Genomic DNA, 14,774 nt, shown 5'->3' with positions numbered 1-14,774 from the left:
CCTCGTGGCACGTCATTGACCAGCCTAGCGGTCGGTGCTCAGTATCACGCGTGTTTCGTCACTATTTCGTACTTCTACAGGCGGTAGACTGACCGACAAGCATCGTCACAGTGCCCTGTCGAGGAACGAAGGAAGAAGCATCTTCATGACCAGCACCATCGCGCCCGGGTCGGAAACGGACCTGTCCGTTCGTGCCCCAGGCGAGCGCATGGGTGATTTCGTCTCCCGTAAAGCGCGCGCGTACCTGGCCCTCACCAAACCGCGGGTCGTCGAACTCCTGCTGGTGACCACGCTGCCCACCATGATCTTCGCGCAGCGCGGGTGGCCGGATGTGCTGACCATGGTCGCCACCATGGTCGGGGGAGCCTTGGCAGCCGGCAGTGCCGGCGCCTTCAACTGTTACTTCGACCGCGACGTCGACCGCCTCATGAAGCGGACCAAGGATCGTCCGCTGGTCACCGGTGAGATCACGCCGGGCAAGGCGCTGACCTTCTCCTTCGTCACCGCCATCGTGTCCACGGCGATCCTGTGGCTCGGCGCGAACTGGCTCGCGGCCGTCCTCGGCGTCGCCGCGATCCTGCTGTACGTGGTGCTCTACACCTTGATCCTGAAGCGTCACACCACGCAGAACATCGTGTGGGGCGGCGTGGCTGGCTGCATGCCGGTGTTCATCGCCTGGGCCGCGGTCACCGAGACCATCGAGTGGCCTGCCGTGGTGCTGTTCATGGTCATCTTCCTGTGGACCCCACCGCACTACTGGCCGCTGTCCATGAAGTACTCCGAGGACTACTCGGCGGCATCGTTGCCCATGCTCGGCGCCGTCGCCGCCGGTCGTACCGTCTCCGCTCAGGTGGTGCTCTACGCGTGGGCCACGGTGGGCTGCTCCCTGCTGCTGATCCCCATGGGCAGTGCGGGCATCGTCTACACCGCGGTGGCCCTGCTGGCCGGCGGCTGGTTCGTCATCGAATGCCACCGCCTCTACGGCGAGGCGCGGACGGATCCGGATCCGCGCTCCATCAACCGCAAGGCCATGCGGGTGTTCCACCTGGCCAATATCTACCTGACCTTCCTCTTCCTGGCCGTGGCCGTGGATCCCTTCGTGGGGCAGCCGCTGCTCTGAAACCATCCAGTGCCAACGCACCGAAGGTGCCCGACGACGTGTGGTGACCACCCGTCGTCGGGCACCTTTCGCGTTCCGGGCGGCACGGCCATCCGGGTTGGCGCAGATCACGTCGCGAGGGGCGTCATCGACCGGTGTCGGGAGGGGCCTGCGTGGTAGATTCTTGAGAGCGGTAGATCCGCGCCCGAGACCGCCGAAAAAGGGTGAGTTGGCGCGGGTCAGCATGAGGACAACCTTTAAATTCCGTCCGGAGAGGCGGGGAAGGAGGTCGGTGCATGAGCCAGGACCACATTCGAGGTGCGCGCGGCGACGCGCAGGCACGCGAGGTCTTGACGGCAGCCGAGATCACCAGGGCGTTGACCCGGATCGCGCACGAGATCGTGGAGCGGACCAAGGGGGCGGACAACGTCGTTCTGCTCGGCATCCCCACCCGGGGAGTGCATCTGGCCTCACGGCTGGCCGGGCGCCTGGAAGACATCACCTCGCATCCCGCGGACTCCATGGTCGGCGCCCTCGACGTGACCATGTACCGCGACGACCTGCGCCACTCGGTGGCACGGACCCCGGTACCCACCCGCATTCCCGAACGCGGGATCGACGGCGCCCACGTGGTGCTGGTGGACGACGTGCTCTACTCCGGCCGCACCATCCGCGCGGCACTCGACGCCATCAACGACCTCGGCCGCCCCGCAGTGGTGAGCCTCGCGGTGCTCGTGGACCGGGGACACAGGCAGTTGCCCATCCGTGCAGACTTCGTGGGCAAGAACTTGCCGACGTCCGCCGCGGAATCCGTCCTGGTGGAACTCGAGGAGACCGACGGGATCGACCGGGTGATGATCTCCGCGCCCACCGCCGAGACGTCACCGACTGTGGACGCGCAAGGGGAGGGCGAATGAGGCACCTGCTCGATACCGTCCACCTCAGCCGCGAGGACGCGATCCGCATCCTCGACGTGGCCGACACCATGGCAGACGTGGCCTCCCGCGAGGTCAAGAAGCTTCCCGCCTTGCGCGGCCGCACCGTGGTCAACCTGTTCTTCGAGGATTCCACCCGGACCCGAACCTCCTTCGAGGCCGCAGCGAAGCGGCTCTCCGCCGATGTCATCAACTTCTCTGCCAAGGGTTCTTCGGTGTCCAAGGGCGAGTCGCTGAAGGACACAGCCCAGACGCTCGAGGCCATCGGAGCCGACGCCGTGGTCATCCGGCACCCTGCCTCCGGCGCTCCGCACCGGCTGGCGAGCACGGACTGGATCGACGCCGCCGTGGTCAACGCGGGCGACGGCACGCACGCCCACCCGACGCAGGCCCTGCTGGATGCGCTCACGCTACGGCGTGACTTGGCCGAGCGCGACGGCGTGTCCCCGACCGGACGTGGCTTGGACGGCGCCCATGTGGTCATCGTCGGCGACGTTCTGCACTCCCGTGTTGCCCGGTCCGACGTGTGGCTGCTGCATCATCTCGGTGCCACGGTCACCCTGGTCTCGCCCCCCACGCTCATTCCGGTGGGCGTCGAATCGTGGCCGTGCACGGTGGAGACGGACCTGGACCTCGCGCTGGCGCAGGGACCTGACGCGGTCATGATGCTGCGCGTGCAGGCCGAGCGCATGCACGGCTCCTACTTCCCCTCGGTGGCGGAATACTCCCGCCGCTGGGGACTCTCTGCGCAGCGCCTCACGGTGCTGCCTCCCCAGACCACCATCATGCATCCCGGACCCATGAACCGCGGCCTGGAGATCTCGTCCGAGGCCGCGGATTCTGCCAGGTCCAGGGTGCTCAACCAGGTCTCGAACGGGGTGGCCGTCCGCATGGCCGTGCTGTACCTGGTTCTTGCCGCACCCACCCAAGAAGGAGACGGCCTTGTCTGAGTTCCTGTTGAAGGGCGTACGCCCGCTGGGCGCCGACCCGGCAGACCTGCGGTTGACGGACGGCGTGATCGCCGCCATCGGCGCACCTGGGTCGCTGACGGCCGGTGACGCCGAGGTGGTCGACGCCGACGGCCTCATCGCGCTGCCCGGCCTGGTCGATACCCACACTCATCTGCGGGAGCCCGGTCGTGAGGACGCCGAGACCGTGGAGACCGGCACCCGTGCCGCGGCACGCGGCGGCTACACCGCGGTGCACGCGATGGCGAACTCCCTGCCCGTGGCCGACACCGCAGGCGTGGTTGAGCAGGTCTTCCGCCTGGGACAGGAGTCGGGTTGGGTCGAGGTCCGCCCCGTCGGGGCGGTCACCGTGGGCCTCGAGGGCAAGCAACTGGCCGAGCTGGGCGCCATGGCGGACTCCAGTGCGGCGGTGCGGATGTTCTCCGACGACGGCATCTGCGTCTCCGATCCGGCCCTCATGCGTCGCGCTCTGGAGTACGTGAAGGCCTTCGACGGGGTCATCGCGCAGCACGCCCAGGAACCCCGCCTGACCGAAGGCGCCCAGATGAACGAGGGCAGCGTCTCCGCAGAACTCGGATTGCCGGGCTGGCCCTCTGTGGCCGAGGAAGCCATCATCGCCCGCGACATCCTGCTGACCAAGCACGTGAACTCCCGCCTGCACGTGTGCCACGTCTCCACGGCCGGATCGGTCGACCTGATTCGCCGCGCCAAGGAGGACGGCGTCGATGTCACCGCTGAGGTGACTCCCCACCATCTGCTGCTCACCGAGGAATTGGTGCGCGGCTACGACCCGGTCTACAAGGTCAATCCACCGCTGCGCACCGAGTCCGACGTGGTGGCCCTGCGCCAAGCGGTGGCCGACGGCGTCATCGACGTCATCGGAACGGACCACGCCCCGCACCCCTCCGAATCGAAGGAATGCGAATGGGCCGCGGCCGCGATGGGCATGACCGGCCTCGAGACCGCATTGTCCGTGGTGCAGAAGACCCTGGTGGACACCGGCCTGATCGGTTGGGCCGACGTGGCCCGGATCATGTCAGCCACCCCGGCCACCATCGGTCGGGTCGCGGACCAGGGCAGACCGCTCCAGGTGGGTGAACCCGCCAACGTGACGCTGGTCGATCCCGATGCCCGGACCGTCGTGGACCCGAGCACCCACGCCACCAAGGGCCGCAACTCGCCGTTCCGCGGTCTGGAACTGCCGGGAAGCGTCCGGCACGTGTTCTTCCGCGGCCGTCGTACCGTGGCGAACGGGGAACTGGTGCACGCATGAGCGGATACGGATGGGCCGTTCTCTGGACGGTTCTCATCGGACTCGGCCTCTGCGCCCTGATGCTGCTCGGTTGGTTCCGCCGAGGCAGGCGCCAGGCCGACTTTCCCCGGCCGGCCGATGTCCCGGACCTCCTGGGGGAGCCAAGGTCCGATTTCGAGGGCACCTACGTGGTGACCACCACCGCCGGTGACCGCCTGGACCGGATCGCCGCCCACGGGCTCGGTGTCCGCGGCAACGCGCTGCTCTCCGTCGGAGCCGACGGAGTGGCGGTACTGCGTCAGGGCAGCCCCTCGTTCTTCATCCCGGCGACCGATCTGGAACTGATCGGCACCACCTCCAACATGGTCGGCAAGGCCGTGGAGAAGGACGGGATCGTGGTGATGCGCTATTCGGTGGGGGAGAGAAGCTACGACACTGGCTTCCGCGTCCGCCACCACACTCAGCAGATCGAACTGCTCACCGAACTCAACTCTCTGCTCCCGGGTCGCCCCGGAGAGCACACGACCAAGAACTCCACCGGGAAGGAAAACCTGTGAGTCCCACTCCCACACGCGTCGCTACTGCCGAGGCGTTGATCGTTCTCGAGGACGGAAAGGTCTTCTCCGGGCGTCCGTACGGCGCCACAGGCACCACGCTCGGTGAGCTCGTGTTCACCACGGGTATGACCGGGTACCAGGAGACCCTGACCGATCCTTCCTTCGCCCGCCAGATCGTGGTGCAGACCGCACCGCACATCGGCAACACCGGAGTCAACGACGAGGACGACGAGTCGCGTCGGATCTGGGTGGCAGGCTACGTGGTCCGCGATGCTGCTCGCCGACCCTCCAACTGGCGCTCTCAGCGCAGCCTCGACGAGGACCTGATCGCCGACGGCATCGTGGGTATCAAGGACGTCGACACCCGTGCGATCACTCGACACGTGCGAGACAAGGGTGCGCTGAAGGCCGGCATCTTCTCCGGTGACGACGCCAAGGCGCCCGTGGCGGAGCTCGTGGCGAAGGTCGCGGGTCAGGACGCCATGGCCGGCTCCCGTCTGGCCGAGGAGGTCAGCGCTGAGGAAACCTACTGGGTCGAGCCCAAGGACCATGGCTGGGAGGGCGAGCCGCGCTTCACCGTGGCGGCCCTGGACCTCGGCATCAAGGGCATGACTCCCATCCGTTTCGCGGAACGCGGTATCCGCGTGGCCGTGATGCCGGCCGACTCCACGCTGGAGGACGTCCTTGCCGTGCAGCCGGACGGCGTGTTCCTCTCCAACGGACCGGGTGACCCCTCCACGGCGGACGCACAGGTGGAACTGACCCGTGACGTCCTGGACCGTGGGCTGCCGTTCTTCGGTATCTGCTTCGGCAACCAGATCCTGGGCCGCGCGCTGGGCTTCGGTACCTACAAGCTGCCCTTCGGCCACCGTGGCATCAACCAGCCGGTCATGGACCGCACCACAGGCAAGGTGGAGATCACAGCGCAGAACCACGGCTTCGCCGTCGACGCCCCGCTGGACGGGCCCGTCACCGCCCCGCAGGAGCGTTTCGGTCAGGTCGAGGTCTCCCACGTGTGCCTCAACGATGATGTCGTGGAGGGCCTGCGCTGCCTCGATATCCCCGCATTCTCCGTCCAGTACCACCCCGAGGCCGCGGCCGGCCCGCACGACGCCGCCTACCTCTTCGATCGTTTCGCAGACGCCATGGCAGCCTACAGCGGCCAGGCAGCAGCACCCAAGGAAGGCTGACCCAAGTGCCCAAACGTACAGACCTGAAGTCCGTTCTCGTCATCGGGTCCGGCCCCATCGTCATCGGGCAGGCGGCCGAGTTCGACTACTCGGGCACCCAGGCCCTGCGCGTGTTGAAGGAGGAAGGCCTGCGGGTCATCCTCGTCAACTCGAACCCGGCCACCATCATGACCGACCCGGAGCTGGCGGACGCCACCTACGTGGAGCCCATCACCGCAGAGGTGGTCGAGAAGATCATCGCCAAGGAACGCCCCGACGCGATCCTGCCGACCCTGGGCGGCCAGACGGCGCTGAACACCGCCATCGCTCTGGACAAGTCCGGTGCGTTGGAGCGCTACGACGTCGAGCTGATCGGCGCCAACATCGAGGCCATCGAACTCGGTGAGGACCGCGAGAAGTTCAAGGGCGTGGTGGAGCGTTCCGGCGCAGAGTCCGCGAAGTCCATCATCGTGCACACCATGAAGGAGGCCTTGGCCGCGGCGGACGAGCTCGGCTACCCCCTCGTGGTCCGCCCGTCCTTCACCATGGGCGGTCTGGGTTCCGGCATGGCCTATGACGAGGAGGACCTGCACCGCATCGCCGGAGCCGGCCTGCAGTATTCGCCCACCACAGAGGTGCTCCTCGAGGAGTCCATCCTGGGGTGGAAGGAGTACGAACTCGAGATGATGCGCGACCGCAACGACAACGTCGTGGTGGTCTGCTCCATCGAGAACTTCGATCCCGTGGGCGTGCACACCGGCGACTCCGTCACCGTGGCCCCGGCCCTCACCCTGACCGACCGCGAGTACCAGAAGCTGCGCGACATCTCCATCGCGGTGATCCGCAACGTGGGTGTGGACACCGGCGGCTGCAACATCCAGTTCGCTGTGGAGCCCAACACGGGCCGCGTGGTGGTCATCGAGATGAACCCCCGCGTGTCTCGTTCCTCCGCGCTGGCCTCCAAGGCCACCGGCTTCCCGATCGCCAAGATCGCCACCAAGCTCTCCCTGGGATACACCCTGGACGAGATCCCCAACGACATCACGTTGAAGACGCCCGCGTCCTTCGAGCCAACGCTCGACTACGTGGTGGTGAAGGTTCCTCGCTTCGCCTTCGAGAAGTTCCCGGCGGCGGACGCCACCCTGACCACCACCATGAAGTCGGTGGGCGAGGCCATGGCCATCGGCCGCAACTTCACCGAGGCGTTGCAGAAGGCCCTGCGCTCCCTGGAGCAGAAGGGTTCTGAACTCTCCTTCCAGGCGCCCGCGGACCAAACGGAGCTGGATGCCCTCGTGGAGTCCACCCGACTCGGCAGCGTGGACCGCCTGCGCAACACCCAGCGCGCCCTGCTGGGCGGTGCGAGCATCGAGCGGCTCTACGACGTCTCGGGTATCGACCCCTGGTACCTTGACCAGTTGCAGTTGATCAACGAGGTCGCGGCCCAGATCGCCGCCGATCCCGACCTCACCGAGGAGACGCTGCGTCTGGCCAAGCGCCACGGCTTCTCCGACGCACAGATCGCGCAGCTCTCGCATCAGCGTGAGGGCGTGGTGCGCGGCATCCGTCATGCGTTGGGCGTGCGTCCCGTCTACAAGACGGTGGACACCTGCGCCGCCGAGTTCGAGGCCTTCACCCCGTATCACTACTCCTCCTACGACGAGGAGACGGAGATCGCACGGCACGATACGCCGTCCATCATCATCCTCGGTTCCGGTCCCAACCGGATCGGTCAGGGCATCGAGTTCGACTACTCCTGTGTGCACGCCACCATGGCGTTGCGCTCGGCCGGGTACGACACGGTCATGGTCAACTGCAACCCGGAGACGGTCTCCACGGATTACGACGTCTCCACCCGCCTGTACTTCGAACCGTTGACCCTGGAGGACGTCCTCGAGGTGATCCACGCGGAGGAGGTCTCCGGTGGCGTGCTCGGTGTGTACGTCCAACTGGGTGGCCAGACCCCGCTGAAGCTCGCGCAGCAGCTGCAGGACGCCGGGGTGCCGATCCTGGGTACCTCACCCAAGGCCATCGACCTCGCCGAGGATCGTGGCGAGTTCTCCCGGGTGTTGGACCGTGGCGGTCTGATCAGCCCCAAGAACGGCACCGCGGTGTCCTTCGACGAGGCCAAGGCCATCGCGGACGAGATCGGTTACCCCGTGCTGGTACGTCCCTCCTACGTCCTGGGCGGCCGTGGCATGGAGATCGTCTACGACGAGGCCAACCTTTCCCGGTACGTCCGCGAGGCCACCGAGATCACGGCCGAGCACCCCATGCTGGTGGACCGCTTCCTCGAGGACGCCATCGAGATCGACGTCGACGCGCTCTTCGACGGCACCGACCTCTACGTCGGCGGCATCATGGAGCACATCGAGGAGGCCGGCATCCACTCCGGCGACTCGGCCTGCACCCTGCCCCCCATCACGTTGGGCCCGGACGCCGTGGCCCGCGTGGCCGAGGCGACCCGCAGCATCGCGGAGGGCGTCGGAGTTCGCGGCCTCATCAACATCCAGTTCGCCCTGGCCTCCGACGTGCTCTACGTGATCGAGGCCAATCCCCGCGCCTCCCGCACGGTGCCGTTCGTCTCCAAGGCCACCGGCGTGCAGCTGGCCAAGGCGGCCGCCCTGATCGGTGTGGGACACACCATCGCCTCCCTGCGCGGCGACATCCTGCCCGCTGAGGGCGACGGCGGCAAGCTGCCCACCGGCGCACCGGTGGCGGTCAAGGAAGCCGTGATGCCCTTCGCCCGCTTCCGCACGCCCGAGGGGCACGTGGTGGATTCCTTGCTGGGCCCCGAGATGCGGTCAACGGGTGAGGTCATGGGTATCGACCACCACTTCGACACGTCCTTCGCCAAGTCGCAGGCGGCCGCGAACAATCCGCTGCCGACGCAGGGGAAGATCTTCGTGTCCGTGGCCAACAAGGACAAGCGCTCCATGGTGCTGGCCGTCAAGCGTCTGGGCGACCTCGGCTTCGAGATCGTCTCCACCGGTGGCACCGCCCAGGTGCTGGCTCGCAATGACATCGACGCCACCATCGTGGCGAAGGTGCACGAGGAGCAGGGAGAGGCCCCGGAGATCATCCGGATGGTCGAGGCGGGCGAGATCGCGATGATCGTGAACACGCCCTCAGGCGGAGACGCTCGATCCGATGGTTACGAGCTGCGTGCCTCGGCCACGAGCGTGGGCGTCCCGGTGATCACCACCGTGGCGGAGTTGACCGCAGCGGTGCAGGCCATCGAGGCTCAGCGCACCTACCCGTGGTCCGTCGCCAGCCTGCAGGAGCACGCCGTGACTCTGTCGGAGGCCCGTGAGGCGGAGTCGGCTCGTGTCTGAGTCCTTCGGCTCACGCCTCGGCCGCGCCATCGCGGAGCGCTCGCACCTCTGCGTCGGCATCGATCCCCACCCCGGCCTGTTGGCGGGGTGGGGACTGCCCGACGACGCGGACGGGCTGAGGCGCTTCGGAACCGTGATGTTGGAGGCCGCTGTGGACCGCGCCGCGGCCATCAAGCCGCAGGTGGCGCTCTACGAGCGTCACGGTTCCGCCGGCTTCGCCGCACTCGAGGAACTCCTGGCTCGGGCCAGGGAGCTCGGTGTGCTCAGCGTTGCCGACGCCAAGCGAGGGGACATCGGTTCAACCATGGCGGGCTACGGTTCGGCATGGCTGTCCGATGATTCGCCGCTGCGCTCCGATTCCGTGACCGTGTCCCCCTATCTGGGGGTCGGGGCGCTGGCTCCGGCCTTCGACCTGGCGCGTGAGACCGGGCGCGGCCTGTTCGTCCTTGCCTTGACTTCCAACCCCGACGGGGCGCGCGTGCAGCATGCGGGCGGCGCCGACTCGGCCGCCAAGCGGATCGTGGAGGACGTGGCTGCGGCCAACCTCGCGGCAGGCGGGAGCGGGCTTGGTTACGCCGGCCTGGTGGTCGGCGCCACCGTGGGCGGGGACGCTCAGCGGCTCGGCATCGATCTGGCGGCGGGTGCCCCACCGTTGCTCACCCCCGGTTACGGCGCTCAGGGTGCCACGGGGGAGGACCTGCGCAGGGATCTCGGTCACGTGTGGGATCAGGTTCTGGTCCCGGCGTCGCGCTCGCTCGCTGCCAACGGGCCGGACGGCGTCGTGGCGGCGGTCACGGCCGCTGCCGGGGATCTGGGCTGAGGAGAAAAGGTAGTCTGGGGATCATGCTTGAATCCGAGGCGCAGCCCACCCGCGTCACCGTCCTGGCCGGACCCACCGCTGTGGGGAAGGGCACCGTGTCCGCCTACGTGCGTGAGCACTACCCGCAGGTCTGGTTGTCGGTCTCGGCGACCACGCGGTCGCCGCGGCCGGGGGAGATCGACGGAGTCCACTACCACTTCGTGGGTCCCGAACGTTTCGAACGCATGAAGGCCGAGGGGGAGCTGCTGGAGTGGGCCGTGGTGCACGGGCTCAACAGTTACGGCACCCCGCGCTCCACCGTGGTCTCCGCGGCGGAAGACGGAAAGCACGTGCTGCTGGAGATCGATCTGCAGGGAGCGCGTCAGATCAAGCAGACCATGCCAGACGCCAGATTCGTGTTCCTTGCCCCTCCCAGCTGGGAGGAACTCGTGAACCGACTCGTGGGTCGCGGGACGGAGTCACCCGAGGAACAGCAGCGTCGGCTGGAAACCGCTAAACTGGAACTTGCTGCCGAGCCGGAGTTCGATGTCACGATCGTCAATGACGACGTGGAACGGGCCGCTCGGGAGCTGGTTCGGGTGATGGGCGTCGACGACGCCTGACATGCGTAAGAGCCGATTCCGCACCCTGGAGTCGGTAACCACCACTAGACATGAATTGTGAAGGAACCCTGTGGCCGAGAACCTCGAAGGCATCATCAACCCGCCGATCGACGACCTGCTGAAGCGGGCCGGTTCCAAGTACGCCCTGGTGATCGACGCCGCTCAGCGCGCTCGTCAGATCAATGCCTACTACTCCCAGCTGCACGACGGCCTCTTCGAGCACGTGGGTCCCCTCGTGGACACCCACATGAACGAGAAGCCGCTCTCCATCGCCCTGCGCGAATTCGATGAGGGTCTGCTGGAGGTCGTGCCGCTGTCGGAGAAGCGGGCCGCCGAGGCCGCAGCAGCGGCCGACGCCGCCGCTGAGCTTCCGGCAGAGTGAGCCCTGCGGGCTCTGGCAGTGCTGATGTGAAACCCGTGGAAGAAGTGACGATCGCCCCCGAGCCGACCGTGCGCCGTGTGGTGCTCGGTGTGGCCGGGGGCATTGCCGCGTACAAGGCCACCGCCTTGGTGCGTGGGCTGAAGGAAGCCGGACACCACGTTGACGTGGTCCCCACCGACTCCGCGTTGCGCTTCGTCGGCGCCCCCACGTGGGAGGCGCTCTCGGGTCAGCCGGTACACACCTCGGTCTTCGAGGCCGTGGACCGGGTCAACCATGTGGCGCTGGGGCAGCAGGCCGATCTGGTGCTGGTTGCTCCGGCCACCGCTGACCTGCTCGCGCGCGCGGCCGCTGGGCGTGCCGACGATCTGCTGACGGCGACACTGCTGGCCACCAAGGCGCAGGTGGTCATGGCCCCTGCCATGCACACCGAGATGTGGCAGCACCCGGCCACGGTGACGAATGTGGCCACTCTGCGTTCCCGCGGCGTCATCGTGTTGGACCCCGCCGTCGGCCGGCTGACCGGCCCCGACTCGGGCCCCGGGCGCCTGCCGGAACCCTCCGACATCCTGGCCGCGGTTGCGCCACTGCTGGCCGCAGAGCGCTCCGCTGGTGCGGGTGCACCGTTGGCGGGCCGCCGCGTGGTGGTCAGTGCGGGGGGCACGCGTGAGGCGCTCGACCCGGTGCGTTACCTCGGTAATCGTTCCTCCGGAAAGCAGGGTGTGGCCCTGGCCGTCGCCCTGCGCGATCTCGGCGCCGACGTGGACCTGATCGCGGCCAACCTGGAGGTGCCGGCCCCCGCAGGGGTGCGGGTCACCCAGGTGACGAGCGCGCGGGACCTGGAAACCGCCGTCGGGCATTCGGCACCCGGGGCGGATGCCCTGGTGATGGCCGCGGCCGTGGCGGATTTCCGTCCAGCGGACGTGCAGGACACCAAGATCAAGAAGCGTGACGACGGCGAGGACCCGGTGATCACGCTCGTGAGGAACCCGGACATCCTGGCCGGCGCAGTCCGATCCCGTTCCGAGCACGAGGGCGACGGGCCCGCGTGGCCCGGGCTCATCGTTGGCTTCGCCGCCGAGACCGGGGACGCCGAGCACAGCGTCGTCGACTACGCCACGGCCAAGCTGGCCAAGAAGGGCTGCGAGCTGTTGGTGGTCAACGAGGTGGGTCTGACACGAGGATTCGGCCGTGACGAGAACGTCGTTGATGTCCTTTCCGCGGCGGGAGACGAGCCGGCCCACCTGGAGGGAAGCAAGGTCGAGGTGGCCCGTGGGGTGGCCAAGATCATGGCCGGGTTGCTGACCTGATCTCGCCGACACAGCGCCCGGTCCCCGAGCGGCGGTAAAGTGGGGTGGGTGACGAGTAACGACCTGCGCCTCTTCTCCTCGGAATCAGTGACCGAGGGACACCCGGACAAGATCTGCGACCAGATCTCCGACGCCATTCTCGACGCCTTGCTGACCCAGGACCCGGAATCCCGGGTCGCGGTCGAGACCCTCACGACCACCGGCCTGGTGCAGGTGGCGGGGGAGGTGACCACCAACGGCTACGTGGAGATCCCGCAGCTGGTGCGCAACACCATCCTCGACCTCGGCTACGACTCCTCGGCCAACGGGTTCGACGGCGCCCGGTGTGGCGTCAACATCTCGATCGGACAGCAGTCCGCCGAGATCTCCGATGGGGTGTTCACGTCCCTTGAGGCCCGCGAGGGCACCGCCGTGGACGCCCGCGACATGCAGGGTGCAGGCGACCAGGGCATCATGTTCGGATACGCCTCGGACGAGAACTCCGCCTACATGCCCACCCCCATCCACCTGGCACACCAGCTCTCCGAGAAGCTGACCCGTGTGCGTCGTGACGGTATCCTCACCGGCCTGCGCCCCGACGGCAAGACGCAGGTGACCGTGGGCTATGACGGTGACAAGCCGGTCTCCCTCGAGACCGTGGTGGTCTCCAGCCAGCATGCGGCCGACTACGACATCGCTGCGGTGCGGGACGATCTGATGGACGCGGTGGTCCGCCCACTGCTGTCCACGCTGGACCTCGACACCTCCAACACCGACATCATCCTGAATCCCTCCGGCCCGTTCATCATCGGTGGACCCGTGGGAGACGCCGGTCTGACCGGGCGCAAGATCATCGTGGACACCTACGGCGGCTTCGCCCGCCACGGCGGTGGCGCCTTCTCCGGTAAGGACCCGTCCAAGGTGGACCGTTCCGCCGCCTACGCCATGCGCTGGGTCGCCAAGAACGTCGTCGCGGCAGGGCTGGCCCGCCGCGCCGAGGTCCAGGTGGCCTACGCCATCGGTAAGGCACACCCGGTGGGCCTGTACGTCGAAACGTTCGGCACGGAGACCGTGGACCCCGCCAAGATTCCCGCGGCGATCCGCGAGGTCTTCGACCTGCGCCCGTTGGGCATCATCGAGGACTTGAACCTGAAGCGTCCCATCTACCGCAAGACCGCCGCGCACGGCCACTTCGGACGCAGCGACCTGGACTTCACGTGGGAGAACGTGGACCGCGCCGACGCGCTGCGCTCCTGGTTCAACGCCTGAGGTTCCTGAGTTCCATGAGTCTCGTCCGCCGATGACCGGGGGAGCCGAGGGGCTTTTCGACCTACCGGAGGAGCCCGCGACCACGAAGCGGGGAGCGCGGTTGGGGGCCCCCGTGCCCGCCGCCGAACTGCCCATCGCCAAGGTCGCGCTGGAATCGCCGCTGCCGCAGCTCGACCGGACCTTCGACTACCTCGTCACGGAGGCGCTCGACGACTCCGCCCGGCCGGGAGTGCGAGTACGCGTGCGCTTCGGCGGACGGCGACTGAACGGGTGGCTGGTCGACAGGGTCGCTGAACCCGAGCCGGGCGTGCACCCGGTGCCCTTGGAGGCCGTGGTCTCGCCCATCCCGGTGCTGCACCCGGATGTTCTCCGCCTCTGCCGCGACGTGGCCGAGCGCTACGCAGGAACCGTGGCGGACGTGGTGCGGCAGGCGGTTCCCGCCCGCGTGGCCAAGGTCGAGAAGGAGGGTCGCGGGATTCCCGTGCCCCGCGCCGTCGGGCCGGTGGAACCGATGGGCTGGGTGGACGACGATGGTGGGACCGAGTTCCTCACGACCCTCGCCGCCGGAGGCGACGACAGGGTCGTGACCTCCTTCCTGCCGGATTCAGGGGCGGGCTGGGCCGACCGCTTGGCCGCTGCGGCGGCCGCCACCGCCCGTTCCGGGCGCGGCAGCGTTGTGGTGGTGCCTGACGCCCGGGACCTGGACCGACTGTGTGATGCCCTGGACAACGCGGTCGGTTCCGGCGGTTACGCGCGGCTGAGCGCGGACGACGGGCCCACGGCGCGGTACCGAGCCTTTCTCCGGGTGGTGCGCGATGAGGTGTCGATCGTGGCAGGCACCCGGAACGCCGCCTTCGCGCCGGTGGCGAGATTGGGTCTGGTGGCCATGTGGGACGATCACGATACGGCTCACCAGGAGCCGCGTGCCCCCTACCACCACGCCCGTGAAGTCCTGCTGCTGCGAGCCACGGAAACCGGATGCGCGGCCCTGTTCGCCTCGCCCGCCCGATCCGCGGAAGCCGAGCGACTGGTCCTCACCGGCTGGGCCAGGGAGATCGTGGCGGATCGGTCCTTGTTGCGTCATCGCGCCCCCTGGGTTCGAG

Annotated in this window: 12 protein-coding genes and 1 pseudogene; all 13 read left to right on the top strand. The window is 68.0% G+C overall.

Annotated features, from left to right (window positions below):
* The first annotated feature begins 145 nt into the window (after positions 1 to 145).
* Positions 146 to 1,120, top strand: coding sequence for a heme o synthase (locus Q0A15_RS04850; RefSeq protein ID WP_291278401.1), 975 nt, complete (start codon positions 146 to 148; stop codon positions 1,118 to 1,120).
* A 275-nt stretch (positions 1,121 to 1,395) separates the two neighbouring features.
* Entirely contained in the window at positions 1,396 to 2,016 is a 621-nt protein-coding gene (pyrR, locus tag Q0A15_RS04845) for a bifunctional pyr operon transcriptional regulator/uracil phosphoribosyltransferase PyrR (protein ID WP_291278400.1), read from the top strand.
* Positions 2,013 to 2,984, top strand: a complete 972-nt coding sequence (locus tag Q0A15_RS04840; protein ID WP_291278399.1) for an aspartate carbamoyltransferase catalytic subunit — start codon at positions 2,013 to 2,015, stop codon at positions 2,982 to 2,984. The genes pyrR and Q0A15_RS04840 overlap by 4 nt, the downstream gene beginning before the upstream one ends.
* On the top strand, positions 2,977 to 4,275 hold the full coding sequence (locus tag Q0A15_RS04835) for a dihydroorotase (RefSeq protein ID WP_291278398.1): 1,299 nt from the start codon (positions 2,977 to 2,979) through the stop codon (positions 4,273 to 4,275). Before Q0A15_RS04840 ends, Q0A15_RS04835 begins: the two co-directional genes overlap by 8 nt.
* On the top strand, positions 4,272 to 4,811 hold the full coding sequence (locus Q0A15_RS04830) for a hypothetical protein (protein ID WP_291278397.1): 540 nt from the start codon (positions 4,272 to 4,274) through the stop codon (positions 4,809 to 4,811). Before Q0A15_RS04835 ends, Q0A15_RS04830 begins: the two co-directional genes overlap by 4 nt.
* Entirely contained in the window at positions 4,808 to 6,001 is a 1,194-nt protein-coding gene (gene carA / locus Q0A15_RS04825; protein WP_291278396.1) for a glutamine-hydrolyzing carbamoyl-phosphate synthase small subunit, read from the top strand. Before Q0A15_RS04830 ends, carA begins: the two co-directional genes overlap by 4 nt.
* Positions 6,002 to 6,006: 5 nt before the next feature.
* Positions 6,007 to 9,312, top strand: coding sequence for a carbamoyl-phosphate synthase large subunit (gene carB, locus Q0A15_RS04820; protein WP_291278395.1), 3,306 nt, complete (start codon positions 6,007 to 6,009; stop codon positions 9,310 to 9,312).
* Entirely contained in the window at positions 9,305 to 10,132 is an 828-nt protein-coding gene (gene pyrF, locus Q0A15_RS04815) for an orotidine-5'-phosphate decarboxylase (RefSeq protein WP_291278394.1), read from the top strand. The genes carB and pyrF overlap by 8 nt, the downstream gene beginning before the upstream one ends.
* Before the next feature lie 23 nt (positions 10,133 to 10,155).
* A complete protein-coding gene (gmk, locus tag Q0A15_RS04810) occupies positions 10,156 to 10,734 on the top strand; it encodes a guanylate kinase (RefSeq protein ID WP_291278393.1) in 579 nt (192 codons plus the stop codon).
* A 70-nt stretch (positions 10,735 to 10,804) separates the two neighbouring features.
* Positions 10,805 to 11,116, top strand: a complete 312-nt coding sequence (gene rpoZ, locus Q0A15_RS04805) for a DNA-directed RNA polymerase subunit omega (RefSeq protein WP_291278392.1) — start codon at positions 10,805 to 10,807, stop codon at positions 11,114 to 11,116.
* Between the two features lie 44 nt (positions 11,117 to 11,160).
* Positions 11,161 to 12,423: a bifunctional phosphopantothenoylcysteine decarboxylase/phosphopantothenate--cysteine ligase CoaBC gene (coaBC, locus tag Q0A15_RS04800; RefSeq protein ID WP_291278391.1), complete on the top strand. Its 1,263-nt coding sequence runs from the start codon at positions 11,161 to 11,163 to the stop codon at positions 12,421 to 12,423.
* A 48-nt stretch (positions 12,424 to 12,471) separates the two neighbouring features.
* A complete protein-coding gene (metK, locus tag Q0A15_RS04795; RefSeq protein ID WP_291278390.1) occupies positions 12,472 to 13,671 on the top strand; it encodes a methionine adenosyltransferase in 1,200 nt (399 codons plus the stop codon).
* A 31-nt stretch (positions 13,672 to 13,702) separates the two neighbouring features.
* A pseudogene (locus Q0A15_RS04790) lies at positions 13,703 to 14,774 on the top strand (primosomal protein PriA); the annotation flags it as partial.

Origin of the sequence: Galactobacter sp., from assembly GCF_022712295.1 — a bacterium.
In the GTDB taxonomy this organism is placed as follows: domain Bacteria; phylum Actinomycetota; class Actinomycetes; order Actinomycetales; family Micrococcaceae; genus Galactobacter.
Note: the sequence above shows the minus strand (reverse complement) of the source record. Positions and strands in the feature narration are given on the sequence as shown.

Excerpts from the sequence above, each read along its gene's own strand:
- pyrR (WP_291278400.1), top strand. The coding sequence starts at position 1,396 with ATGAGCCAGGACCACATTCGAGGTGCGCGCGGCGACGCGCAGGCACGC.
- gmk (WP_291278393.1), top strand. The coding sequence starts at position 10,156 with ATGCTTGAATCCGAGGCGCAGCCCACCCGCGTCACCGTCCTGGCCGGA.
- Q0A15_RS04840 (WP_291278399.1), top strand. The coding sequence starts at position 2,013 with ATGAGGCACCTGCTCGATACCGTCCACCTCAGCCGCGAGGACGCGATC.
- Q0A15_RS04830 (WP_291278397.1), top strand. The coding sequence starts at position 4,272 with ATGAGCGGATACGGATGGGCCGTTCTCTGGACGGTTCTCATCGGACTC.
- Q0A15_RS04850 (WP_291278401.1), top strand. The coding sequence starts at position 146 with ATGACCAGCACCATCGCGCCCGGGTCGGAAACGGACCTGTCCGTTCGT.